This is a genomic window from Nitrosomonas sp., assembly GCF_040240425.1.
Lineage (GTDB): Bacteria > Pseudomonadota > Gammaproteobacteria > Burkholderiales > Nitrosomonadaceae > Nitrosomonas.
The window spans coordinates 96,078-118,554 of record NZ_QPHG01000006.1 but is presented as its reverse complement, the minus strand read 5'-3'; the positions used below and the strand labels follow the sequence as shown (position 1 = coordinate 118,554).

Here is a 22,477-nt window from a genome sequence, read left to right as displayed (position 1 = left end):
TAAAGGTTTATACGAGTACGGTGGCTGGTTGATTAGCCGCACGCAACTTGATTTCCCCAATCCGCCATGCGGTTTCTCCCGCCGCATGCAAACTGCTTAGCGCGGTATCGGCATGCTCGGGCGCGACAACGATCACCATGCCGATACCGCAATTAAACACGCGCGCCATTTCATGCTCGGCGACATTGCCTTGCTGCTGCAACCAACGGAACAACGGCGGCATTTCCCACGCATCCCGGTGTAAAATCGCCGCAAGTTGATCGGGTAAAATACGCGGCACATTTTCCACCAAGCCGCCGCCGGTGATATGCGCCAGGCCCTTGACCGGCAATTGATTGATCAGCGCCAGCAATGGTTTGACGTAAATGCGCGTTGGCGCCATGATGACATCGGCGAGGGGCTGGCCGTGAAAGTCTCCGGACAAGTCGGCGTGACTATGTTCAATAATCTTGCGGATCAGCGAATAACCGTTGGAATGTGCGCCGCTGGAGGCAACGCCCAGCACGATATCGCCCGCTTGTATCGTCGCGCCGCTGATAATCCGCTCCTTCTCTACCGCGCCCACGGCAAATCCGGCCAAGTCGTATTCATCGTGCGGGTACATGCCCGGCATTTCCGCCGTTTCCCCGCCGATCAATGCGCAACCGGCGAGTTCGCAGCCGCGTGCGATACCGCTGATCACTGCCGTTGCCGTTTCCACCTGCAATTTTCCGCAGGCGAAATAATCCAGGAAAAACAGCGGCTCCGCGCCTTGCACCAGAATATCGTTGACACTCATCGCCACCAGATCAATGCCGATGGTGTCATGCCGGTTGAGCTGGAATGCAAGTTTCAGCTTGGTGCCCACGCCATCGGTACCGGAAACCAGCACCGGGTGTTGGTATTTCTTGGAAATCTCAAATAATGCGCCAAAACCGCCAATACCGGTGAGTACCTCGGGCCGCAGGGTGCGTTTGGCCAACGGCTTGATATTTTCAACCAGCCGGTCGCCCGCGTCGATGTCGACCCCGGCATCCCGATAGGATAATGGCGTTGTGTTCGGATGATCAGATTTGGATGAAGTCAACTTGGATTCCCATGCGGTTAATATGAATGCTACCGGCAAAACTGGATTTTACCGCAAATGAGCGATGCGCATGGTGCGCGCAGATAAAAATCTCCGTCCGGTGATGGAGTTCCCGGGGATTGTTTGGATTGACTCTATATTTTGCTATTGCACCGGTTTGACTTATACTCAAGAAGCAGTTGAAGTAAAAGAAGTTCTATCAGTATACAGTGTGGCAAGGGTAGATTGATTAACGTACTTTGATTGGAGGTGGAATATGAAAACAATTCATGGCCGTGGACTGGGTTGGCATAGAGACCTGCCCGATATGCGGGATCATACACAATCGACATCAGCGGTTGCAAAAGTTCTGGCAAAATCATCAGCCTTGAAAAAAGCCGCGAAGACTTTACCGGTTTCGGTCGATCTGCGCAAATACTGTTCGCCGATTGAAGATCAAGGGCAACTCGGTTCCTGTACAGCCCATGCGGGTGTCGGCATGGTGGAATACTTTGAGCGCCGCGCTTTTGGAAAACACGTCGATGCATCGCGGCTGTTTTTATACAAAGTCACCCGGCAACTGCTGGGATTCACTGGCGACGATGGCGCGTATCTGAGAGACACCATGAAAGCGCTGGTGCTGTTTGGCGTTCCACCGGAGAAATATTGGCCTTACGACGTCGCCAAGTTCAACGATGATCCTTCCAATTTCTGCTTTTCATACGCGCAGAATTATCAAGCGATCAATTATTACCGGCTTGATCCGCCCAATACACTCACAGCCACTGTATTGAAGAACGTAAAAACCAGTCTCGCCGGACAACTTCCTGCTATGTTCGGTTTCTCGGTTTACAGTTCGATGCCGCGATCCGGCGATGGCAAAGGGGAAATTCCTTATCCTACCGGCGGAGATACCTTGGACGGCGGGCACGCGGTGCTCGCGGTCGGGTATGACGACCAGAAAAAAATCGGCTCCACTAAGGGCGCATTGTTGATTCGTAATTCTTGGGGAACGGACTGGGGTGACGGTGGCTACGGTTGGTTGCCCTATGCTTATATCGAAGACGGACTCGCCGATGATTTCTGGTCGCTGGTTAAGGCGGAATTTGTCGATAGCGATTTGTTTAAATGATCATTTTTAAGAATATCAAGGTAGGTACTTTTTAAGCAACGATTTGTTATCTTTTCTGGGGAATAGAAACGAGTGATTTTAGCATCCAAGATCAGCTTCGTGAATTTTTTGTAATTTTTTTGTGAATAATTTGTGAACTTTTGTGATTTCTGATAATCTCATCATATGTTTTTAACTGACTATCAATGAGGAGAGAATCTTGGAAAAATTTGGAAATGCTTATTTTGCAATTATATTTATTCTGTTTGTGCTGATTACATTGGAATCGTTTTCGTAAGCAGTAATCGTTAATTTGAAATAGAGCATTTGCATCAATAAATGCTCTATTTTTTTATGCTGTGCCGCTCAGCTGCGGTAAAGTTCAAATCCGGTATGAGATCGTACCGCGTTCTCAATGTAAAAAATCCACAGACATGCCACCCAATTTCCCTAAGTTGGAGATGTTTGGCTTAAAAAACTATTCATTAGCACTTTCAAGCGGGATGCTGGTATACCCTTGTCATTTGGGCCTATTGCGGCTTTCCGGAACAATGAAATTTCCCTCCAAAAGGTTGTTTCCCGAAGGATTACATCACTTGCATTCAAATCCATCGGCTATGTCCTGGGATTTTTCCTACATTCAAATCACCCCATGTTTTTAACAGCAAAAATATGTGCAAGAATGGTATGATCTGCGCTAATTTTTGTTGTCGTAATACGGTTTTGCAGTAGTTTTTCTGGGTGGAGTCAATTAATCATTTTTCCAGCGCTGCTGGCTGGTTTTCCAACACCGGGGTAGTTCATGTCTTTCAGTATCGCCGATTTGTTATCGCAACATCGCACCGACAAATTTGATTTGCACGATCACTATCTGAATGCGCAGATGGTCAGGGTGCTGAAGACGATCGGTTATGACCGCAATTATGAGCGTGCCGCGGGGCAATATTTGTATGATGAGCAGGGGAACGAATATCTCGATTTATTGAGCGGTTTCGGTGTATATGCGTTTGGCCGCAACCATCCGGTCATCGTCAATGCATTAAAAGAAGTGTTGTCGCTCGAATTGCCCGATTTGGTACAGATGGATGTGTCGATTCTAAGCGGTTTGCTGGCCAAGGAGATTTTGACCACGACACCGGATAATCTGGAACGCGCGTTTTTTTGCAATTCCGGTACCGAGGCCGTTGAAGCGGCGATCAAGTTTGCGCGTTACTTTACCAAGCGCAACCGCATTATTTGCTGCGATCATGCTTATCATGGCTTGACGATGGGTGCGTTGTCGCTGAACGGAGAGCAGATTTTCAAGGACGGTTTCGGACCATTATTACAGGATTGCGGTTCGGTTCCCTTTAACGATCTGGCCGCTTTGGAGCAAGCGCTCAGCAGCCGCAACGTGGCGGCATTCGTGGTTGAACCGATTCAAGGCAAGGGTGTGAATATCCCGGACGATCACTATCTGCCCGAAGTCGAGCGTATGTGCAAGAAATACGGCACCTTGTTTGTCGCGGATGAAATTCAGACTGGTTTGGGGCGTACTGGTAAATTCTGGGCGGTTGAGCATTGGGGCGTGAAGCCCGACATGATTTGCATGGCCAAGGCGCTGTCCGGCGGGTTCGTGCCGGTCGGTGCGGTCGCCATGACGCAGCCGATTATGGACAGCGTGTTCAATCGCATGGATCGCGCGGTGGTGCATGGTTCCACGTTCTCCAAGAACAATATGGCGATGGCGGCCGGCCTGGCCAGTCTGGAAGTGATTAAGTCCGAGAAACTGGTCGAGAATAGCGCAAAAGTCGGCGCGGATATTATCGGGCGTTTGAACGCTTTGACCGGCCAGTTTGAATTCCTGAAAGAAGCACGCGGCAAAGGATCGATGATTGCGGTGGAATTCAAATTGCCCGATAGCTTTTCGTTAAAAGCCGCATGGATGATGCTGGAAGCGGCCAACAAAGGATTGTTCTGCCAGATGATCACGATTCCGTTGTTTAAAGAGCACAGAATCCTGACGCAGGTGGCAGGGCACGGCATGAATGTAGTCAAACTGCTGCCACCGCTGATCTTGACGCAGAAAGACTGCGATCGTGTTATCAGCGCGTTTACCAAGACGGTCGCTGACACGCACCAAGTGCCGGGTTCCATTTGGGAGCTTGGCAAGAATCTGGCTAGTCACGCGCTCAAGGCGAAAGCCGGTCAGGGCTGAGATTCCAGCATGAATACCGAACGTTCCGACGATCTGCATTACCTCTGGTGGCTGATACTGGCTTGCGTGTCGGGCGGGTTGATTTACTTGCTGAGTCCGATTCTGACACCCTTTCTGCTGGCTGCCGTCATTGCTTATATCTGCAATCCGATGGTGACGCGCATGGCGGGCAAAAGCATATCGCGGACCGCGGGCACGATCCTGGTGATGTTCTTGCTGTCCGGCATGTTTGTGGCGCTGATTTTTATTATGGTGCCATTGTTTGAGGAAGAAGCCAGGCGGCTGATGGACAAAATGCCGGCGTATCTGGAAGTGCTGCGGAGCAAGGTGATTCCATGGCTGGAAGCCCGCTTTAACATCAGCCTGCAGCCGGATATGAATGTGCTGAAACAAGCGATATCGGAACACTGGCAAAGCGCGGGCGGGGTGGCGGCGAAAGTGCTGCCTTCGCTGACCAGCGGCGGCATGGCGATTGTGGAGTTTCTGGTCAACATGCTGCTGGTGCCGGTGGTGCTGTTTTATCTGCTGCGCGATTGGGATATGTTGGTCAAACTGGTCGATGAAATGATTCCGCGCTACTGGCACCAGCAGATTTCCATATTGGCGCGCGAGACCGATCAAATTCTGGCGGAATTCCTGCGCGGACAGTTGTCTGTCATCCTGCTGATGAGTATTTGCTACATTACCGGCCTGTGGCTGGCGGGATTGGAATTCGCGTTGCCTATCGGCTTGGTTGCGGGCATTCTGGTTTTCGTGCCTTATCTCGGCATGATCGTCGGCCTGACGCTGGCGACGCTGGCCGCCGTGATGCAATTTCAGGATTGGAGCGGATTGATTCCGGTGTGGATCGTATTCGGCGTAGGTCAATTGCTCGAGGGCATGCTGTTTACTCCTTGGCTGGTGGGGGATCGTATCGGGCTGCATCCAGTCATGGTGATCTTCGCCTTGATGGCGTTCGGTCAATTATTCGGTTTTTTCGGCATCCTGCTGGCGCTGCCGGTGAGTGCCGTGTTGCTGGTCTGGCTGCGGCACCTGCATCAGCATTATCTGGTCAGCAATTTCTATAAATCATAAGCGCTGCCAATTTCGGGTCCGGCGATTACCTTGAGTCAGTATGATGCAACAATTGCTGCTGGATATTAGGCCGCTACCGTCCCCCCTGCTGGAAAATTTTCAGCCGGGAAGAAATGCCGAGCTGTTGCACATGTTAAGCGGTATTTTGTCGGGGCGCGAGCGGGAGCGTTTTGTTTATTTGTGGGGTGAGCCGGGATGCGGCAAGAGCCATTTGCTGCAAGCAACGGTCGCCGCTTATACCCAAAGAGACCTGAAAGCGGTATATTGCAGCGCCAAAAATCATAGCGGATTTCCCGTGGATAGCGCTATCGATTGCATCGCAATTGACGATATTGACTGTCTGGATGCACCGGCTCAAATCGAATTGTTTAATTTGTATAACCAGTTGCGCGACGAAGGTCACACATTTCTACTGTTGAGCGGCACCGTCGCGCCGATGTATCTGGAGATGCGGCAGGATCTGGTTACGCGCTTGGGGTGGGGGTTGGTGTTTCAAGTGCACGAATTAACCGAAGCAGAAAAAATCCAAGCGATGAAAACACATGCCGCCGATTGCGGTTTTGATATATCGCTGGAAATTTGTCTTTATCTATTGCGGCACGGGCGGCGCGATTTACCGTCGCTGATGATGACGCTGGATGCGCTGGACCGCTATTCGCTGGCGCAGCAGCGTCCGATTACCATTCCTTTATTACGAGAATTATTACAGGTGGCTTCATGAATTTAGCATTATTTGATCTGGATAACACGCTGATTGCAGGCGACAGCGATTTCCAATGGGCGCAATTTTTGATTGAAAAGAACGCATTGGACCGCGAGTTGCACGAAGCGAGAAATATCGAGTTTTACGAGCAATACAAAGCAGGCACGCTGGATATTCACGAATTTCTCGACTTTCAGCTCAAACCGCTGGCGCGTCATCCGCGTGCGCAACTGGAAGCCTGGCGTAAGGAATTCATGATCCAAAGGATTACACCGATCATCGCGCGCGGCACCCGGGAATTAGTCGAGCGGCACAAATTGGACGGCGATTTATGCATCATCATCACCGCCACCAACAGCTTCGTCACTGCGCCGATCGCCCACGCGCTCGGCATCGAACACTTAATTGCAACCGAACCGGAAGAAAAAGACGGCGAGTTTACTGGCCGGGTATCTGGCACGCCTTCGTTCCGGGAAGGAAAAGTTGAGCGGCTGGAGAAATGGTTGGATGCACATAATCTGACCTGGCTGTCGTTCCTGCGCAGCTGGTTTTACAGCGACTCACTCAACGACTTGCCGCTGCTCAGCAAAGTCACCCACCCGGTCGCCGTCGACCCCGATCCGACATTGAAAAGCCACGCCGAGAGAAATAATTGGCCGATTATTAGTTTGCGTTGATGGGGTGGGTTGGCGACTGAAGACTTAGGGAATGCTTTTCTTCCCGGATGACGTAAGCTGATCCAGGTTACTTGCTGATCGTGGCAAATGCATAAATATTCCCGATAGGGAATATTTTCTCAAATAAGCTGAGTCGAAGCATAATTTTTCCCGATCAGGAAAATTAACTTGCTCAGATGTGTACTTTGTTTCATAATTTCCCGAACGGGAAAATCGACAAAGCGAAATCCATGATCCGCATCCACAGCACTCAATCGCTCGGGCTCGCCCTGCGTGCAGCACGCAAGCAGCTTGGCCTGACACAGTCTCAGCTAGCTTTGGCAGCCGGTGTCGGGTTACGTTTCATTGTCGATCTCGAGGCGGGAAAGCCCACGCTGAGACTTGAGCAGGTTCTGCGGGTCATCGATGCATTAGGCGGCGAAGTCGTTCTTGCGGGCCTGCCGGAACAATCCGCAGCGATAAAAATAGACAACAATGACGCATGAACTCGAAGTCTGGCTGTTTGCCGATCACGTCGGTACTTTGTCGCTGCAGGAAGGGCGGCTCAGTTTCCACTATCTTGAAAACTGGCTGAATCGACCGGGAGCCATCGCGCTGTCTTGCTCGCTTCCCTTGCAATCGGATGCATTCGATGACATCCACACGCGCCCATTCTTTGCCGGTCTGCTCCCCGAAGGTCATCTGCGCCGCTTGATCGCACAGCAATTCCAGGTATCGGGTCAGAACGACTTTGCCTTGCTCGATCACATCGGCGGAGAGTGTGCCGGAGCCATTACGTTTCTGCCGCCTGGAACAACACCTCCTTCACCGTCCGGGGATGATCGCGTTCAGTGGCTGAACGATGATGAGCTGGTTGCCATCCTTGATGAATTGCCCCGCCACCCGATGATGGCTGGCAAGGATGGCTTGCGGCTGTCATTGGCCGGTGTGCAGGACAAGCTGCCGGTTGTTTTTGACGGACAGCGCATTGGTCTGCCTCAAGGAGGGCAACCCAGCACCCATATCCTGAAGCCGCTCATCCATGGCGTGGAAGACAGCGTCATCAATGAAGGCTTCTGTCTGGCCCTGGCTCGCGCCATGAAGCTGCAAGCCGCGCAAGCGCAGATCCGTGCCGTCACCGGGCGCCGCTTTCTGCTGGTGGCGCGTTATGACCGGCAAGACGGTACGCAAGGCCGCGTAGTACGCCTGCATCAGGAGGATTTTTGTCAAGCGCTGGGCGTGGTGCCCGAGATGAAATACCAAAACGAAGGGGGGGCCGATCTTGCTGCGTGCTTCAGCCTGTTGCGTGATGTTACCCGGCCTAACGCGCCGCAGGTACTGCGCCTGCTCGATTACGTGGTGTTCAACGCCTTGATCGGCAATCATGACGCGCATGCCAAGAACTTCTCCTTGCTTTATACCGGCAAGTTTCCGGTACTGGCACCGTTGTACGACACCCTGTCGACGGCGGTATACCAGACCCTCACACCCAAGATGGCGATGAAGATCGGCAGCAAATACAAGTTCAGCGAGGTGCAGGCTCATCACTGGGACCAGTTCGCCGAGAGCGCTGGCTTGGGCCGGGCCCAAACCCGCAAGCGCATTCTGGAACTGGCGCAGAGCCTGCCGAGGACTGCCCGCCAGCTTCAATCGCAAAAAGAGCTTGGATTCGCTGAAAACCCCTTGGTCGAGCAGATTATCACCCTGATAGAGCAGCGAGCCGCGCTAACGATACGTCGGCTCACCGAGCCGCAAGGAGATGCATAGACGATCGATGGGCGCGGATTCGATTCTTATTGGGGGATTGAACCGACTCGGAATGGCATAACTGTGTCCTCTGGGATTGACTGAAATTGGGGAAGGAACGAAAGATACCAAAGAATGGAGCGGCTACCGTTCTTCACGGCTAAACCGGCAGTAAAGGGTTATCTATCAAATTAATAACAATGAAGTTTATGTTCTCGTTGAACAGATTTTACCGCACGATGACCGGAGAAAATAATGAACGAATATCAATTGGCCAAAAAAACATACGACGTGTCAGTCGGCGAGTCGGTAAATGTCGTATACATTACGTTAGTTTGAATCACAAAAGGGAGCATACATGAATCGTAATATTGCAATATCGATGTTAGCTGTTTCAGTTTTTACCGGCTGCGTCTCAACCAGTGCAGTCTATGAAAAGGCTAGAAACCTAAATTATGAGCCTGAACCAAAAGCAGAAGTGTTAATTGCCTTAATGGCTGAACGCATTAGGCCAAATTTAAAAGACCCTGACTCTTTGAAGAATTAAAAATTTCATCTAAATACGCTTGTTACGCTTCATCTATGGGCGTCCCTGACAACATAAGTCCAAAGTATGAGTATGGCTACTGGTGTTACAACTTTTCTTATAACGCCACAAATAGTTATGGTGGCTATGTGCCAGGTACTGCTTTTGCAGTTTACTACAAAGGCAATTTATATAGTCCTTCTAAAATTGGTGAAACTGTTAGAAAGTCAGATGATGTCTGGGTTTACCACACAAAATAAAACTAACAAAGTGTTCCAACACCATTCCGACGCTTCGCCCCTCCACTCGGCAGTTTGTAAGTAGCGCATTTAACGGATTGCTGCGCAAAGTTTATCGCAATGCGTTACTTACAAACTGTGGTTGAACACTACGTTAGGTTTCACAAGATACTCTCGATCTTCCCGACAGAGGTTCCACCGACGGGCGATTTGGACAGGCACTCCAAAGTCGGAGTCGCATGGTTCTCGGATACGGTTCTTCTATACAAAAAACGACACCGACGAAGTGGTTCAAGAACTGCTATCTACTGTCGCTTGGCTTGTATTTGAGACTCTTCAAGGAGGGAATACCAAGGTTCGGGGCGGCTTAGCCTATGGGGATGACCCACTAAACGCCCTGTTCGTCGGGCGACCCATCGCCGAAGCATATAACCTTGAGAAAAGCCAGCAGTGGTCAGGAGCGGCATTTTCGCCTTCAACCGTTAATCGGCTCCCCGAAATGACTCGAAGTGGTCAATACGCCGATTGGTGGGTTAAGCCGTAGACGTGCCGCTAAAGAATCAGAAGACACTTCAAACGCTAGCCATTGACTGGAACTCGGGAATTCACCATCCGAGCTGGCGCGTGCGATGGTCGAAGGATCATGAACTACCGACCAAGACCGACTGGGAAACTAAACCCTGCGTGTGCGAGAAGTTTGTTAACACGAAAAAATTCCATGATTTCTATTGCCACGACTGCAAGCGCGGAACCTAACTCTATACAAAGTACAAAGGGGTCACGTCTTGACATCATTCATCCATAAAAGGCAGTCGCATAGGCGATAACGCCCCTAATCCTCCCGCCTTAACTGCGGAAACAAAATCACGTCGCGAATGCTGGGACTGTCGGTCAGCAGCATGACCAGCCGGTCGATACCGATGCCTTCCCCGGCAGTGGGCGGTAAACCATATTCCAACGCGCGGATGTAATCCGCGTCGTAGTGCATGGCTTCGTTATCGCCAGCATCCTTGGCTTTGGCTTGTTCCAGAAAGCGTGCGGCTTGGTCTTCCGGGTCGTTCAGTTCTGAGAAGCCGTTGGCGATTTCGCGCCCGGCGATGTAGAGCTCGAAGCGGTCGGTGATTTCGGTGTTGTTGTCGTTGCGCCGCGCCAACGGTGAGACTTCCGCCGGATAGTCGACGATGAACGTCGGTTCGAACAGCAGATGCTCCGTGGTTTCGTCGAACAATGAGAGCTGCAAGCCGCCGATGCCATCTTTCGGGCTAAAGTGTATGTTCAATGCTTGCAATTTTTTCACCAGAAAATCGCGGTCATTCAGTTGCGCATCGGTATATTCTGGATGGAATTTCCGGATGGCTGCGGTGATGGTCAGGCGGGCAAACGGTTTCGCCAGATCCATGGTTTTACCTTGATACGTGACTTCGGTGGTACCCAGCACTTTATGCGCGATTTCCGCCAGCATTTTCTCGGTGAAGTCCATCAGGTAAGTAAAGTCCTGATACGCCTCGTAGAACTCCACCATGGTGAATTCCGGATTGTGCCGCGTGGAAATACCTTCGTTGCGGAAATTGCGGTTGATTTCAAACACCTTTTCCATGCCGCCGACCACCAGCCGTTTCAAATACAATTCCGGCGCAATGCGCAGATACAGCGCCATATCCAGCGCGTTATGATGTGTCGAGAACGGCCGTGCCGAAGCGCCGCCGGGAATTGGATGCATCATCGGCGTTTCGACTTCCAGGTAGTTTCGCGCTACAAAGAATTCGCGCATGGCCTGAATAATTTTCGAGCGCACGGTAAATACCTTGCGCGCCTCTTCATTGGTGATTAAATCCAGATAACGCTGGCGGTATTTTTGTTCCTGATCGGACAAGCCGTGAAATTTTTCCGGCAACGGGCGCAGCGATTTGGTCAGTAACTGTAAGCCCGTGACGCGGATCGACAGCTCGCCGGTTTTAGTTTTGAACAATGTGCCTTGCGCGCCGAAAATATCGCCCAAGTCATGATGCTTGAACGCCGCGTGCACGTCTGCACCGGTGAGATCGTCCGAAATGTACAGTTGAATGCGGCCGCTCATATCCTGGATCGTGGCGAAACTGGCTTTGCCCATGACGCGCTTCAACATCATCCGTCCCGCCACTTTGACCGTAACCGGTGCTTCTTCCAGTTGCTCCTTAGTTAAATCATCGTATTGCCGGTGCAGATCCGCCGCTACATGTTCGCGCCGGAAGGTATTCGGGAAAGCGTTGCCTGCTTGCCGCCACTCGGCCAGTTTGGCGCGGCGTTCGGCGATAATTTGGTTTTCATCCTGGGGAACGGCTGATGGATTTTCCTGAGTCATATTCTTGTTTGCGGGAGTAAGTAATCGATTAAATGGATTGTTTGTCGTTTGGCGCTCATTATACGCTGCAAGCAGGGGATTCGTGACAGTGTGTGTCTATTCAGGGATCTTGAACAGAGTGACGGAAAACACATTGTGATAAACATAGTGTGTAAGGCTTTAACCCGGTTGCTGCTTTTATATCCAGCTTGTTAAAACGCGTATTTCCTGGCACGATGACTTCAAGATATCTTACATCAGTGGGACAGTTTCTTTCCTGGATAACCGAAAATGACTATCGATTAAATGATGAATGACATCTATTTATTAAATGTTAATTCGGTTACATTGATCATTGGTCGAAGAGGCTTGAGGTCTTCCTGATTGGCAATTAAGATGAATAAAACCAATAAGTTGATCTCAATAAATGAGCTTTATAAAATAAAAAAGATACTGCATAGGGTAGCGATCAATGATTCGAATACAGGGTATGACGTTGAAGGCGATTCAACAATCGAATGGAAACGTTCGTGCCAATGGCCGCGGAATCACGAATCCGGAAATGCTGTCCGCAATGACTGGCGCTATTGCCAGTAACCAACCATGTACTTAAGGCTAAAACCATCCATTCTCCTTCAGCGCGCAAAGAAGGAGCAAGGAGATCAAGCGGCTTCCGCTACTGACTGTTCCGAACGGCGCCGGGACGAGCGGCGCCAGCGGGAGGACAGACGCAATGTAACAGTTCTGCGCGGACAAGCACGCTATAACCGGCGGCGGCATGAGCGGCGTGATGTCCTCATGCAGCATGATCCGGCTTCCGGTTTGTCCATTCAGTCAATAACCAGGCGATTTGATGCATCCGGCCCGTCTGTGCAATGGAGCGCTCCCTTTCGTTTATGGATTATTTCCGGGCGAGAGGATTTAACGGGCCAGCTGCAAAACTACGCGGAGAAAGTGCCTGTTATCAGCGTTCTTCCGTACAAGCTCGATCAACTTAAAGATCGCTACGAAGAATTGGAGGATTCCGGTTCCAATTTGATCCTGATCGATACCGCTTTACCCGAAGCCGTTGTCATCGAGCAGTTGCGCGCCATTAGAAGAAGCCCGTCGGACGTGAAGATAATCTTGTTGTACGATAACGTTCTGCCCGATTTGGTCCAGGCCATTGTTGAATATCGCGTATCAGGACTCCTGTTAACCGGAGTCAGTCAGGAATTCTTTTTGAAGGCGGTGCATGCCGTGCATAAAGGGGAATATTGGTTCCCCCGTCAACTGATAAGCCGGATACTGAGTTTTTTCAGTAACCAGCGAAATCATTCCGCTGGCTTGCAGTCAGGCAATATTGTTTTTACCGAATGCGAACAAAAGGTCATCAATTTGCTGGTTCAAGGGTTAAGCAACAAGCAGATTGCAGCGCGTTTGGCCGTGAGCCCGGAAACGGTCAAGTCGCATCTGAAAGCCATTTTTGTAAAAACCGGAGTCAGTAACCGCAACCGGTTGATCTCGCTTTGTCTTACCGGAATGCGCGGTGGTCAGTTGAATCTAACAAATAGCGAGCGTTAATTTGCCGGATTCAGAAGTGTCTTTCAACGATCTATTCTGGCCACTTCAACCCGGTTGCGGCCTTTATGCTTGGCTTGGTAAAGCGCTTCATCGGCCCGTTGCAGCAGCAAATGTTCATCCAATGATTCTTCCCCGGTAGCGATAGCCACGCCCAGACTGATGGTTGCTGGAATCAATGTCTGGTTGGTGTTGATTTCCTCGCTGGCAATAGCCTTGCGAAATCGTTCCGCGGCTTTTACCGCACCTTCCTGACTATACGGTGAAATGATCGCCAGGAACTCTTCGCCGCCGTAGCGCCCGATATATTCATGTGAGCGCGCCGATTGTGTTAAACGATTGGCGATTTCGCATAACACCGCGTCCCCGGCGGGATGGCCGCAGGTGTCGTTGATGTTTTTGAAGTGATCGATATCGATCATAATCACCGCGATGCCAAACCCGCCACGCTTGGCGCGCAAAATCTGCTTGTGCAGAATATCGAAGATGGCAGGGCGGTTAAGCAAGCCGGTTAATGCATCGTGCGTGACGCGCTGTTCCAATGATTTCTTCTGTGCGATCAGTTGCTTGTTGAGTTTGATGCCTTTGTAGAGTTGGGTTTTCTCGATGATCACGGCCAGTTGGCTGGCGATTTGCAGCGATAAATCCTTATGCAGGTTTTTATAGGCGTTTTTTTTGCGGCAGGAAAAGAAAAGAAAACCAACGGGCTTTCCGTCCGCAATCAAAGGACAAATCAGGCAGGAGCGGATACCTTCCTTAAAAATGGCTTGCGCCAGCCTGGATTCCGCATGCATTTGCAAATGCGTGTTCAAATCATCGATGATCAGCATTTCATTGAGATCGATGAGGGTATGTAAGCTGCGATCCGTCATGGGAATGGATAAACCGGAGATTAATTCCGGCTTGTCATAGCTTGCACGCGACCAATGCAGTTTCAGTTTGTTTCTGTCACTCTCCAACAAAGCCAGACTGATCCGGTCGTAAGGCAAATGCTCCTGGAAAGATTCATAAATATGATTCAGCACATCGATCAACTGCAGATTGAGGTTGCACTCAACCATGATTTTGTACAGCGACTGACTTCTTTCCGATTGTTTTTGCAGGTAAGCGGATAATTCTTTGAGAGACTTGCCCAGGTTGCCGATGTCGTCGTCTCCGATGGGAATATCCGGTGCGAAATCACCACGCGCCATTGCTTCAGCCGCTTTACGCAAAGCCAGGATCCGGTCATTTTTTTTCATCTTCTCACCAATCCGTTCAAATAGTGACGTGCTTCAGCTTAAACCATGCAATCATCCGCTCATGTCAATTACTGCATCAGGGGCTTTGATGTAATTTACAGCGGATTAATTCACAGGAAAAGATATAACGTAAATAAATATAGCGTATTAAGCTATCCAATGGTTGGATATCATCAACCGTAAATATTTTCATGATCATTCCGGTAACACGGCATATTAAGGCACTGTCAATGCTAAAATCCGGAATGAGTGCTTATATTAAGCCGGATAACAATATAACAAACAGAATGATCGGGATTTTAGTTCTTACACATGAAGATTTAGGCGAGCATTTGATTCGTTGCGCTAGCCACGTCGTCGGTATGAAACCGCCGCAACTGATGCACTTGGGCGTTTTTATTCAAGATGATCCTGATGCGGTGCTAATCCAGGCGCGTGAATTGATTCAGCAGCTGGACAGCGGCGATGGTGTTTTGATATTGAACGATATGTTTGGCGCAACGCCCTGCAATATTGCCAGCCGCTTGGTGCAACCCGGTAAAGTCGCCTGTCTGTCCGGCGCTAACTTGCCGATGCTGGTGCGCGTGTTGACTTACCGGCATGAGCCGTTGCCGGCCGTGATCGAGAAAGGCTTGAGCGGCGGTCAACGCGGTGTGATACAAATTGATGCGGAACCTTGCCATGCAAACTAAAGAAGTCGAAATTATCAATAAACTCGGACTGCACGCGCGTGCCTCCGCCAAACTGACCAAACTGGCCAGTCAATTCCAGTGCGAAGTCTGGGCGACGCGCAATAACCGCCGCGTGAATGCGAAAAGCATCATGGGCGTAATGACACTGGCGGCCAATAAAGGCTCGCGGATTCAGCTGGAAACCAATGGCGATGACGAGATAGATGCGATGGCGGCGCTGGTTGCGTTGGTTGAAGATTATTTTGGCGAGGGCGAATGAGCTTTATATTGCAGGGTTCGGGCGTATCGGAAGGCATTGCCATCGGGCACGCGCATCTGGCTGCTCCGGCTGCATTGGAGGTGATGCATTACCTGATTCCGAAGCATCAGGTGGACAAGGAAATTGCCCGGCTGGATAGCGCTTTTGCGGTGGTGCGCAAGGAATTTGAGGCGCTGCAGAAAGCGGTTGCCGATGGGCATGCGCGTGCAGAGTTCAGTGCGTTTCTCGATCTGCATTTGATGATTCTGGACGATCCGACCTTGTCGGACGCCACCCGCAACATGATTACGCACACGCTGTGCAACGCGGAATGGGCGCTGACGCAGCAGATGCAGGCGTTACTGGAGCAGTTCGAGGAAATCGAAGATGCCTATTTGCGCGAGCGCAAAGCCGATGTCGTTCAAGTGGTCGAGCGTGTGCTCAAGGCGATGCTGGGGCATCCCGGTTATTTGCCGGTAGCGTCGCGCCTGACTGGCGACAGCATTCTGGTGGCGCATGATCTGAGTCCCGCCGATGTGATGCAGTACAAACAACACCAATTCACCGCTTTCCTGACCGATCTGGGCAGCCAGACATCGCATACCGCGATTGTGGCGCGCAGCCTCAATATTCCTTCGATCGTGGCATTGCATCATGCGCATCAGCTGATTCTGGAAAATGATTGCCTGATTGTCGACGGCACGCAGGGCATCGTCATCGTCAATCCGGATAAATACGTGCTGGATGAATACCGCTTGCGGCAAAGCCAGCTCGAATTGGAGAGAAAAAAGCTGCAACGGATTAAGACGGTTGCCGCAATGACGCTGGATGGCACGTTGGTCGATTTGTACGCCAATATCGAACTGCCGGAAGATATTGCGCAGGTTAAAGAAAGCGGTGCGACCGGCATCGGTTTGTTCCGCAGCGAATTTTTGTTTCTGAACCGCGATGATTTACCCGGCGAGGATGAACAATTTGAAGCGTACCGCACGGTTGCGGTCAAAATGCACAAACAGCCGGTGACCATCCGCACCTTTGATCTCGGCGCGGACAAAAATCTTAAAGGCAGTGAGCAAGTGGCGGCTAACCCGGCGCTCGGTTTGCGCGCGATCCGCCTTAGCTTGGCGGAGCCGAAGATGTTTCACACGCAGTTGCGCGCCATTCTGCGCGCTTCCAAGTACGGCGATGTGCGTATCTTGGTGCCGATGTTGTCCAATATCGCGGAAATTGATCAAACACTGGTTCATATCGAGTATGCGAAACAGGCATTGCGCGATGACAAAATAGATTTCAACGAGCACATCAAAGTCGGTGGTATGATTGAGATTCCGGCGGCCGCGTTGAGCCTGGATATTTTTATGCGCAAACTGGACTTTCTGTCGATCGGCACCAACGATCTGATTCAATACACCCTGGCGGTCGACCGCATCGACGATACCGTGGCGCATCTATATGATCCGTTTCATCCGGCGATTTTATGGCTGGTTTCGCATGTCATTCAAAGCGCCAATCGCGCCAAGGTGCCGGTATCGATTTGCGGTGAAATGGCGGGTGATAAGCAGTTCACAAGGCTGCTGCTGGGCTTGGGGTTGCAACAGTTTTCCATGTATCCGGCGCAATTGCTGACGGTAAAAAACCAGATCTTGAAGAGCAATTTGCCTGATATCATTCCGTTAGCGCAAAAAATCATCAAAGCCGATCAACCGGAAAAGATCGCCGCGTTGATGGCTAAGTTGAATGATTAAAATGCACTGTTGGGTTGAGTCATAGTTTTCCCTAGTGTGTGCCTCTTTTTTTGGCGATATAATGGCTGCCTGATATTCAGCCGTTTCTTCGGGATTTTCCTAATCTACTATACATGCAAGAATCAAAATCAGTCGGTGTGGTAACACCGCAGTACGTGCAAATCGACAAGCCATTGCAGTTGAAAAGCGGATTGTCGCTGGAGAGCTATCACCTGGTTTATGAGACCTACGGGCAGCTGAATGCCGCGCGTTCCAATGCAATCTTGATTTGCCATGCGCTTTCCGGTAATCATCATGTCGCCGGTGTGTATGCAGAAAATGAAAAGAGCGTTGGCTGGTGGGACAATATGGTGGGTCCCGGCAAGCCGATCGACACCGATCGTTTTTTTGTCATCGGCGTGAATAATTTGGGTGGCTGTCATGGTTCCACCGGCCCGGCCAGTATCGATCCGCGTACCGGTAAACAATATGGCGCGAGTTTTCCGGTGGTGACGGTGGAAGACTGGGTCGAAGCGCAGGCGCAATTGGCCGAGCATTTAGGAATTGAGCAATTTGCCGCCATCGTCGGAGGCAGCCTGGGCGGTATGCAGGCGATGCAGTGGACGCTCGATTATCCGGAGAAAGTGCGCCATGCGTTGGTGATCGCCGCCGCGCCAAAGTTGACCGCGCAAAACATCGCGTTTAATGATGTGGCTCGCCAGGCGATCATGACCGATCAGGAATTTTACGGCGGTAATTTTTATGCCTACGACACGTTGCCGCGCCGCGGTTTGCGGCTGGCGCGCATGCTGGGGCATATCACGTACCTGTCCGATGATTCGATGGCGGCGAAATTCGGCCGCAGTTTGCGCAAGGGTGAGCTTTCTTTCGGTTTCGACGTGGAGTTTGAAATCGAATCGTATTTGCGCTATCAAGGCGACAAATTCGCCGATTTGTTCGATGCCAACAGTTATCTGCTGATGACCAAGGCGCTGGATTACTTCGATCCCGCTGCGGCGTATGGTGGTGATTTGAGCGCGGCATTCCGCGCGGCCAAGGCGAATTTTCTGGTGGTTTCGTTTACCTCGGACTGGCGTTTTTCCCCGCAGCGTTCCCAGGAAATCGTCAAAGCGTTATTGGATAACGAACTGAGCGTCAGTTATGCGGAAATCAGTTCCAGTCATGGCCACGACTCGTTTTTGATGGAACCGTCCTGTTATCACCAGCTGGTACGGGCGTATATGGACAATATTACGATCTAAGTAAATCATGATTAATACCCCAGCACCTTCCCCCCTTGTATTACGTCCGGACTTTGCCGCTATTGCCGAATGGATCAAACCCGGTGCGAAAATACTCGATTTGGGTTGTGGCGACGGTTCGCTGCTGCGTTATTTGCGCGATACGCGCGATGTGTTCGGTTATGGCGTGGAAATTGACGAAACCAATCTGCTGAAATGTTTTCGCAACGGCATTAACGTTATCCAGAATGATCTGGAAGCGGGGTTATCAAGCTTTGCCTCGGATTCGTTCGATTATGTGATTTTGTCGCAAACCTTGCAAGCGATGCGGCATACCGAGGGGATCATCCAGGAAATGCTGCGTGTCGGTAAGGAAGGCATCGTCTCATTCCCCAATTTCGGTAACTGGAAAAACCGTATGCAGGTGATTTCCGGCCGTATGCCGGTGTCGGAAACACTGCCGTACCGCTGGTACAACACCCCCAATATCCATCTCTGCACACTGGACGATTTTGAAGAGCTGTGCCAGCAATGCGATGCACGCATTCTGGAACGCAAAGTGATGAGCAATCATTACCGTCCGGTTAATTTTCTGCCGAATCTGCGCGGTATGCTGGCATTTTACCGCTTTGAACGGCGGACGTGATTTCCTAACAGCGGAGTAACTCTGCAACGGCTGTCATTCACTGTGCCGTATTTCCGCCATGTTTTTTGGCGATTTCCATCTGTTCCAGCGCTTTGAGTTCCGCTAAGGAAAAACCCGCTTGCTGTCTTGCTTCGTAGTCGAACGGGCCGCACATCTGCCCGGAAAAATACTGGTTGACCAGTTCGTGAAATGTTTGCTCCGGATCGAGTCCGCGTTGCCGGCATAGATACTGAAACCAATGTGATCCGATGGCGACGTGCCCGATTTCATCACGCAGGATAATCTCCAGCACTGCTGCCGTTTTCGCATCACCCGCTTGGCGCATTCGTTTGATCAAACCGGGCGTTACGTCCAATCCCCTGGCTTCCAATACGCGCGGCACCAGCGCCATGCGCACCAACGGATCAAAAGCCGTGCGCTTGGCCATGTCCCACAAGCCGTTATGCGCCGGAAAATCGCCGTAATCGTAACCGAGCTCGTTCAGGCGTTCGCGCAGCAATTGGAAGTGATATGCTTCTTCGACCGCTACGGTTATCCAGCCGCTGTAAAATGCTTGCGGTAGATCGCGGAAACGATATACCGCATCCCACGCCAGATTGATGGCGTTGAACTCGATGTGCGTTATTGCATGAATCAACGCTGCCAGCCCTTCTTTTGTGTTCAAACGGCGTTTCGGCACATCAACCGGCGCGATCAGCACAGGCTTCGCCGGGCATCCCGGTTCTTCAACCGATTCAGGCTTGCCTGGGGATTGCAGTGCTAGCTGGCCATCGTGCCATGCCTGCGCGGTTTGCCTGGTCAAATGTAGTTTTGCTTCGATTTCATCGGCTGCAAGGCAACGGGCTGCGGCATCAAACAAGGATTCCATAACTCTGACAGACAAAATAATTCAATCGCGGTATTTTCCCGTGTTTTGGGCGGAATGGCCAATCCGTAATCGGTGGTAAAAAGAAATTCTGGTTCAAACGGAAAGATCATTGTATTCTTGGATAACAGGAATTCTTTTTGATCACTATCCGTTGAGCGACCTCTCTGCTATGGCTGATATACCGGACGATCCATCACTTCAAGTTCACTTGCCGGAAGGGCAACCGGTATTGCGCATGGTGCCGATGCCAGCGAATACCAATTATGCCGGGGATATTTTCGGCGGCTGGATCATGTCGCAAGTCGATATGGCGGGCAGCATTCCGGCGATCCGCCGCGCGCGCGGACGGGTTGCGACCGTTGCGGTCAATTCCTTTGTATTCAAACATCCAGTGTTTGTCGGCGATCTGGTCAGTTTTTATGCCGATATCGTCAAGATAGGGCGCACCTCGATTACCGTCGACGTAGCCGTTTATGCGCAACGCGGCGTGCGCGAAGGCGGCGAGGAAATCTGCATCAAAGTGACCGAAGCGGTGCTGACGTACGTTGCGATCGACAACAACCGCAAGCCAAGAGCAGTGCCGAAGGATTAACGTTGTTGCGTTGAAACCCGGCGGTGCCGAACTGCTTTAAAGTGCCCGCTCTAATCGATTAAAAGTATTCTTTCCCATCTACATGCCTACGCGAACAATTCGCGATCGCGAATCTTCCGGGCATCGGTGTAATCCTCGTCCCACCAGGGCTTCTCGCCAGGATTCCGTGGCGGTTTGGCGAGCACAAATTGCTTCCTGGCTTTCTTGGCTTCCTGTTGCGCCACGCGGAAATGGTGGTGGTCGAAAATGCGCAGCGCTTCAATCATGTAGGAGACGGCAATACGGCGGTCGCGAATCAGCATGAGGTTTTCCCCGTTCTTGAGGTCTGCTGGTGAGGAAAAATTATAAGAGCCGAGATAAACCCGGGCGCTGGGTTTATCGAAATCAATGACAACGAACTTGTGGTGCATGCGGATGCCGCTACCGCCTGCTGGTTCCGCGGAGAATGGCTCAGGGACGTTTTTCGTCAGCGCGGAAGGAAAAACGGGAGCGATATTGCCGTTCGGTTTTTGCAGATCGAGACCGCCGACTTTGCGGTCGGAAATACCATACACAAAGATATCGGCGTTACTGGTCACATTGGTGATCGCATCGAGAACCGGCCCAGGTGTCTGATACAGGAACGCCAGCGAATAGAACAGGGACGATGTTGTCTTGCCGCCGATGTCGTTAGCTACTGCTTTCAATAGCGCATTCGACTTATTGTGGGGTGAAAACGCCACGCGCGCATCGATCTTCGTTAAACCCAGATCGTTCCACAGCGCGGATGCCGTGCCAGTAAAATCTTTCGGTTTCTGCGACCAGTAGCCCTCAAATGCCGCCAGGAATGGTTTGATCGCGCTAGCTCCGTGCAGAATCATGGCGTTATTCGATTGCACGAAAAAACCACGCCAGCTGAAATTGGTCGAGCCGCATACGACCTTCTGAGTGTTGGGGCCATCGGCCACGATGACCTTATTGTGCTGGAGCGACAGCATGTGCTGCCGTTGCACATTTTCTGCACCCGCCGAGACCGTGAGCCGCTGAGCCGCCAGATTTTCACTGGCGTCCTCTTCGCCGTGGTCCTGGCTGTCATCGATGATGATTTTCAAGCGCTTGCCGAGTTTCTCCAGGCGCGTTAGAACGCCGGGTTCGTTGAGATCGTAGGCGATCACGCGAACCTGAGCCTTCGGGTCGGCGATGGCCTGGTCGAGCACTTCGAGAATGGCACTGCGCGCCTCGAATCCCATCCATGCGAGCGCTTCTTTGGTTTTGGGGTGGGTCGGTGTGAAAGTCAATCCATCGGTTGCCTTGGCCGGTAACAATGTCGAGATGTCACCCGCCGACGCGTACCGGTCGACAAACGCCTGCGAGGATACGAAGCCGCGCGTAAATGTGACGTTGAGCAATCCCGGATAAGTTTCGCGCCGTAGCTCGATCGCCACTTCCTGGGCATCGCCGTAGCTCAGTTCATCGGCGGTATTCATAAACACCGGCGTGACTCTGTAGATGAATTCGCCCTCGAGTTCGGCGTTACGCGGGAAATGCACCCAGCGGAATTTCTGGATCGGCGAGAGCCGCGTCGATAATTGGGTGGTATTGAGCTTGCCATCGGCGCCGCGAAAACCGAGGCGGTTTTTCAACGCGAAAAATCGATCGCCGCGGGGTTCCTTGTATTCGATGGCGAAGCCAACGAAATCCTGTGGCGGCCGGCCGTTCTTCCAGTTCATGGCAATGAGCGCCATGCCATCGCCGCGATGAAGTTTGAGTGTGAAGAGTGCTGCTGCGTTTTGACCACTGATCTGAAATTCATCCGTCATGGTAATCCCCTTAAGCATTGAATAAGCGGTTCGGTACGCGCGTTCACGAGAGTTCGCCGATGCCGGATGGAACGCAGGGTTGTTCGTGGAGCTATTCCGTAAAAACGATTGACGAGATCAGTTTACCTTGATGTGCGACTGGTGTCATTTGCCTGTGCGGGAAAGCGTTGAAAGACAGCGCATCAAAGTGACCGGACGTGATTTCACAACCGTGATCACTTGCCAAACCGGGAGTGTCCTTGTAAGTTAGCCATCCGTC

21 protein-coding genes are annotated in these 22,477 nt (G+C 51.4%); 16 read left to right on the top strand and 5 right to left on the bottom strand.

What is annotated here, in order from left to right:
- Positions 1-7: 7 nt before the first annotated feature.
- On the bottom strand, positions 8-1,066 hold the full coding sequence (gene purM, locus DU481_RS03735) for a phosphoribosylformylglycinamidine cyclo-ligase (protein WP_350132695.1): 1,059 nt from the start codon (positions 1,064-1,066) through the stop codon (positions 8-10).
- Positions 1,067-1,322: 256 nt separating this feature from the next.
- Between purM and DU481_RS03730 the strand changes: the two genes are divergently transcribed.
- The 8 genes from DU481_RS03730 to DU481_RS03695 all read left to right on the top strand — a co-directional run bounded on the left by DU481_RS03730 (position 1,323) and on the right by DU481_RS03695 (position 9,079).
- Positions 1,323-2,177, top strand: a complete 855-nt coding sequence (locus DU481_RS03730) for a C1 family peptidase (protein ID WP_350132693.1) — start codon at positions 1,323-1,325, stop codon at positions 2,175-2,177.
- Between the two features lie 781 nt (positions 2,178-2,958).
- Positions 2,959-4,353 (top strand): aspartate aminotransferase family protein, encoded by a 1,395-nt coding sequence (locus DU481_RS03725; protein WP_350132691.1) that lies wholly within the window; start codon positions 2,959-2,961, stop codon positions 4,351-4,353.
- A gap of 9 nt (positions 4,354-4,362) precedes the next feature.
- Positions 4,363-5,427 carry an AI-2E family transporter gene (locus DU481_RS03720; protein ID WP_107802562.1) on the top strand — a complete coding sequence of 355 codons (1,065 nt, stop codon included), beginning with the start codon at positions 4,363-4,365 and terminating at the stop codon, positions 5,425-5,427.
- 43 nt (positions 5,428-5,470) lie between these two features.
- Positions 5,471-6,148 carry a DnaA regulatory inactivator Hda gene (hda, locus tag DU481_RS03715; RefSeq protein WP_502889905.1) on the top strand — a complete coding sequence of 226 codons (678 nt, stop codon included), beginning with the start codon at positions 5,471-5,473 and terminating at the stop codon, positions 6,146-6,148.
- Positions 6,145-6,807 carry a histidinol-phosphatase gene (locus DU481_RS03710; RefSeq protein WP_350132687.1) on the top strand — a complete coding sequence of 221 codons (663 nt, stop codon included), beginning with the start codon at positions 6,145-6,147 and terminating at the stop codon, positions 6,805-6,807. The genes hda and DU481_RS03710 overlap by 4 nt, the downstream gene beginning before the upstream one ends.
- A 176-nt stretch (positions 6,808-6,983) precedes the next feature.
- Positions 6,984-7,292, top strand: coding sequence for a helix-turn-helix transcriptional regulator (locus DU481_RS03705; protein ID WP_350132685.1), 309 nt, complete (start codon positions 6,984-6,986; stop codon positions 7,290-7,292).
- Positions 7,282-8,553, top strand: a complete 1,272-nt coding sequence (locus tag DU481_RS03700; RefSeq protein WP_350132683.1) for a type II toxin-antitoxin system HipA family toxin — start codon at positions 7,282-7,284, stop codon at positions 8,551-8,553. The genes DU481_RS03705 and DU481_RS03700 overlap by 11 nt, the downstream gene beginning before the upstream one ends.
- A gap of 337 nt (positions 8,554-8,890) precedes the next feature.
- Positions 8,891-9,079: a hypothetical protein gene (locus tag DU481_RS03695; RefSeq protein WP_350132681.1), complete on the top strand. Its 189-nt coding sequence runs from the start codon at positions 8,891-8,893 to the stop codon at positions 9,077-9,079.
- Between the two features lie 1,050 nt (positions 9,080-10,129).
- Here the strand turns inward: DU481_RS03695 and lysS are convergent.
- On the bottom strand, positions 10,130-11,638 hold the full coding sequence (gene lysS / locus DU481_RS03690; protein ID WP_350132679.1) for a lysine--tRNA ligase: 1,509 nt from the start codon (positions 11,636-11,638) through the stop codon (positions 10,130-10,132).
- A gap of 451 nt (positions 11,639-12,089) precedes the next feature.
- On the opposite strand from lysS, the gene DU481_RS03685 reads away from it, so the two are divergent.
- Together DU481_RS03685 and DU481_RS03680 are read left to right on the top strand one after the other, a co-directional pair.
- Complete coding sequence (locus DU481_RS03685; RefSeq protein ID WP_183082451.1) at positions 12,090-12,230, top strand: hypothetical protein; 141 nt, start codon at positions 12,090-12,092, stop codon at positions 12,228-12,230.
- A complete protein-coding gene (locus tag DU481_RS03680; RefSeq protein ID WP_350132677.1) occupies positions 12,221-13,180 on the top strand; it encodes a helix-turn-helix transcriptional regulator in 960 nt (319 codons plus the stop codon). The genes DU481_RS03685 and DU481_RS03680 overlap by 10 nt, the downstream gene beginning before the upstream one ends.
- A gap of 23 nt (positions 13,181-13,203) precedes the next feature.
- On the opposite strand, the gene DU481_RS03675 is transcribed toward DU481_RS03680, so the two are convergent.
- Positions 13,204-14,418: a diguanylate cyclase gene (locus DU481_RS03675; RefSeq protein WP_350132676.1), complete on the bottom strand. Its 1,215-nt coding sequence runs from the start codon at positions 14,416-14,418 to the stop codon at positions 13,204-13,206.
- 287 nt (positions 14,419-14,705) lie between these two features.
- Between DU481_RS03675 and DU481_RS03670 the strand changes: the two genes are divergently transcribed.
- The 5 genes from DU481_RS03670 to metW all read left to right on the top strand — a co-directional run bounded on the left by DU481_RS03670 (position 14,706) and on the right by metW (position 18,959).
- Positions 14,706-15,110 (top strand): PTS sugar transporter subunit IIA, encoded by a 405-nt coding sequence (locus DU481_RS03670; RefSeq protein WP_121165951.1) that lies wholly within the window; start codon positions 14,706-14,708, stop codon positions 15,108-15,110.
- Entirely contained in the window at positions 15,100-15,369 is a 270-nt protein-coding gene (locus DU481_RS03665; RefSeq protein ID WP_350132674.1) for an HPr family phosphocarrier protein, read from the top strand. Before DU481_RS03670 ends, DU481_RS03665 begins: the two co-directional genes overlap by 11 nt.
- Entirely contained in the window at positions 15,366-17,093 is a 1,728-nt protein-coding gene (ptsP, locus tag DU481_RS03660; RefSeq protein WP_350132672.1) for a phosphoenolpyruvate--protein phosphotransferase, read from the top strand. Before DU481_RS03665 ends, ptsP begins: the two co-directional genes overlap by 4 nt.
- 113 nt (positions 17,094-17,206) lie before the next feature.
- Complete coding sequence (gene metX / locus DU481_RS03655) at positions 17,207-18,334, top strand: homoserine O-succinyltransferase MetX (protein ID WP_350132670.1); 1,128 nt, start codon at positions 17,207-17,209, stop codon at positions 18,332-18,334.
- A 7-nt stretch (positions 18,335-18,341) separates the two neighbouring features.
- Positions 18,342-18,959 (top strand): methionine biosynthesis protein MetW, encoded by a 618-nt coding sequence (gene metW / locus DU481_RS03650; RefSeq protein ID WP_350132668.1) that lies wholly within the window; start codon positions 18,342-18,344, stop codon positions 18,957-18,959.
- Between the two features lie 37 nt (positions 18,960-18,996).
- On the opposite strand, the gene DU481_RS03645 is transcribed toward metW, so the two are convergent.
- Complete coding sequence (locus tag DU481_RS03645; protein WP_350132666.1) at positions 18,997-19,842, bottom strand: ferritin-like domain-containing protein; 846 nt, start codon at positions 19,840-19,842, stop codon at positions 18,997-18,999.
- A gap of 154 nt (positions 19,843-19,996) precedes the next feature.
- On the opposite strand from DU481_RS03645, the gene DU481_RS03640 reads away from it, so the two are divergent.
- Positions 19,997-20,419 carry an acyl-CoA thioesterase gene (locus DU481_RS03640; RefSeq protein WP_292668763.1) on the top strand — a complete coding sequence of 141 codons (423 nt, stop codon included), beginning with the start codon at positions 19,997-19,999 and terminating at the stop codon, positions 20,417-20,419.
- 86 nt (positions 20,420-20,505) lie between these two features.
- Here the strand turns inward: DU481_RS03640 and DU481_RS03635 are convergent, their stop codons facing one another.
- On the bottom strand, positions 20,506-22,218 hold the full coding sequence (locus tag DU481_RS03635) for a phospholipase D-like domain-containing protein (protein WP_350132664.1): 1,713 nt from the start codon (positions 22,216-22,218) through the stop codon (positions 20,506-20,508).
- Positions 22,219-22,477: the final 259 nt, after the last annotated feature.

Bases quoted from the DNA above. Each gene is read 5' to 3' on its own strand.
- DU481_RS03730 (WP_350132693.1), top strand. From the start codon at position 1,323: ATGAAAACAATTCATGGCCGTGGACTGGGTTGGCATAGAGACCTGCCC.
- ptsP (WP_350132672.1), top strand. From the start codon at position 15,366: ATGAGCTTTATATTGCAGGGTTCGGGCGTATCGGAAGGCATTGCCATC.
- metX (WP_350132670.1), top strand. From the start codon at position 17,207: ATGCAAGAATCAAAATCAGTCGGTGTGGTAACACCGCAGTACGTGCAA.
- DU481_RS03725 (WP_350132691.1), top strand. From the start codon at position 2,959: ATGTCTTTCAGTATCGCCGATTTGTTATCGCAACATCGCACCGACAAA.
- DU481_RS03665 (WP_350132674.1), top strand. From the start codon at position 15,100: ATGCAAACTAAAGAAGTCGAAATTATCAATAAACTCGGACTGCACGCG.
- DU481_RS03670 (WP_121165951.1), top strand. From the start codon at position 14,706: ATGATCGGGATTTTAGTTCTTACACATGAAGATTTAGGCGAGCATTTG.
- DU481_RS03680 (WP_350132677.1), top strand. From the start codon at position 12,221: ATGTACTTAAGGCTAAAACCATCCATTCTCCTTCAGCGCGCAAAGAAG.
- hda (WP_502889905.1), top strand. From the start codon at position 5,471: ATGCAACAATTGCTGCTGGATATTAGGCCGCTACCGTCCCCCCTGCTG.
- lysS (WP_350132679.1), bottom strand. From the start codon at position 11,638: ATGACTCAGGAAAATCCATCAGCCGTTCCCCAGGATGAAAACCAAATT.
- DU481_RS03685 (WP_183082451.1), top strand. From the start codon at position 12,090: ATGATTCGAATACAGGGTATGACGTTGAAGGCGATTCAACAATCGAAT.
- DU481_RS03675 (WP_350132676.1), bottom strand. From the start codon at position 14,418: ATGAAAAAAAATGACCGGATCCTGGCTTTGCGTAAAGCGGCTGAAGCA.
- DU481_RS03700 (WP_350132683.1), top strand. From the start codon at position 7,282: ATGACGCATGAACTCGAAGTCTGGCTGTTTGCCGATCACGTCGGTACT.
- DU481_RS03705 (WP_350132685.1), top strand. From the start codon at position 6,984: ATGTGTACTTTGTTTCATAATTTCCCGAACGGGAAAATCGACAAAGCG.
- DU481_RS03640 (WP_292668763.1), top strand. From the start codon at position 19,997: ATGGCTGATATACCGGACGATCCATCACTTCAAGTTCACTTGCCGGAA.
- DU481_RS03695 (WP_350132681.1), top strand. From the start codon at position 8,891: ATGAATCGTAATATTGCAATATCGATGTTAGCTGTTTCAGTTTTTACC.
- DU481_RS03635 (WP_350132664.1), bottom strand. From the start codon at position 22,218: ATGACGGATGAATTTCAGATCAGTGGTCAAAACGCAGCAGCACTCTTC.
- metW (WP_350132668.1), top strand. From the start codon at position 18,342: ATGATTAATACCCCAGCACCTTCCCCCCTTGTATTACGTCCGGACTTT.
- DU481_RS03720 (WP_107802562.1), top strand. From the start codon at position 4,363: ATGAATACCGAACGTTCCGACGATCTGCATTACCTCTGGTGGCTGATA.
- DU481_RS03710 (WP_350132687.1), top strand. From the start codon at position 6,145: ATGAATTTAGCATTATTTGATCTGGATAACACGCTGATTGCAGGCGAC.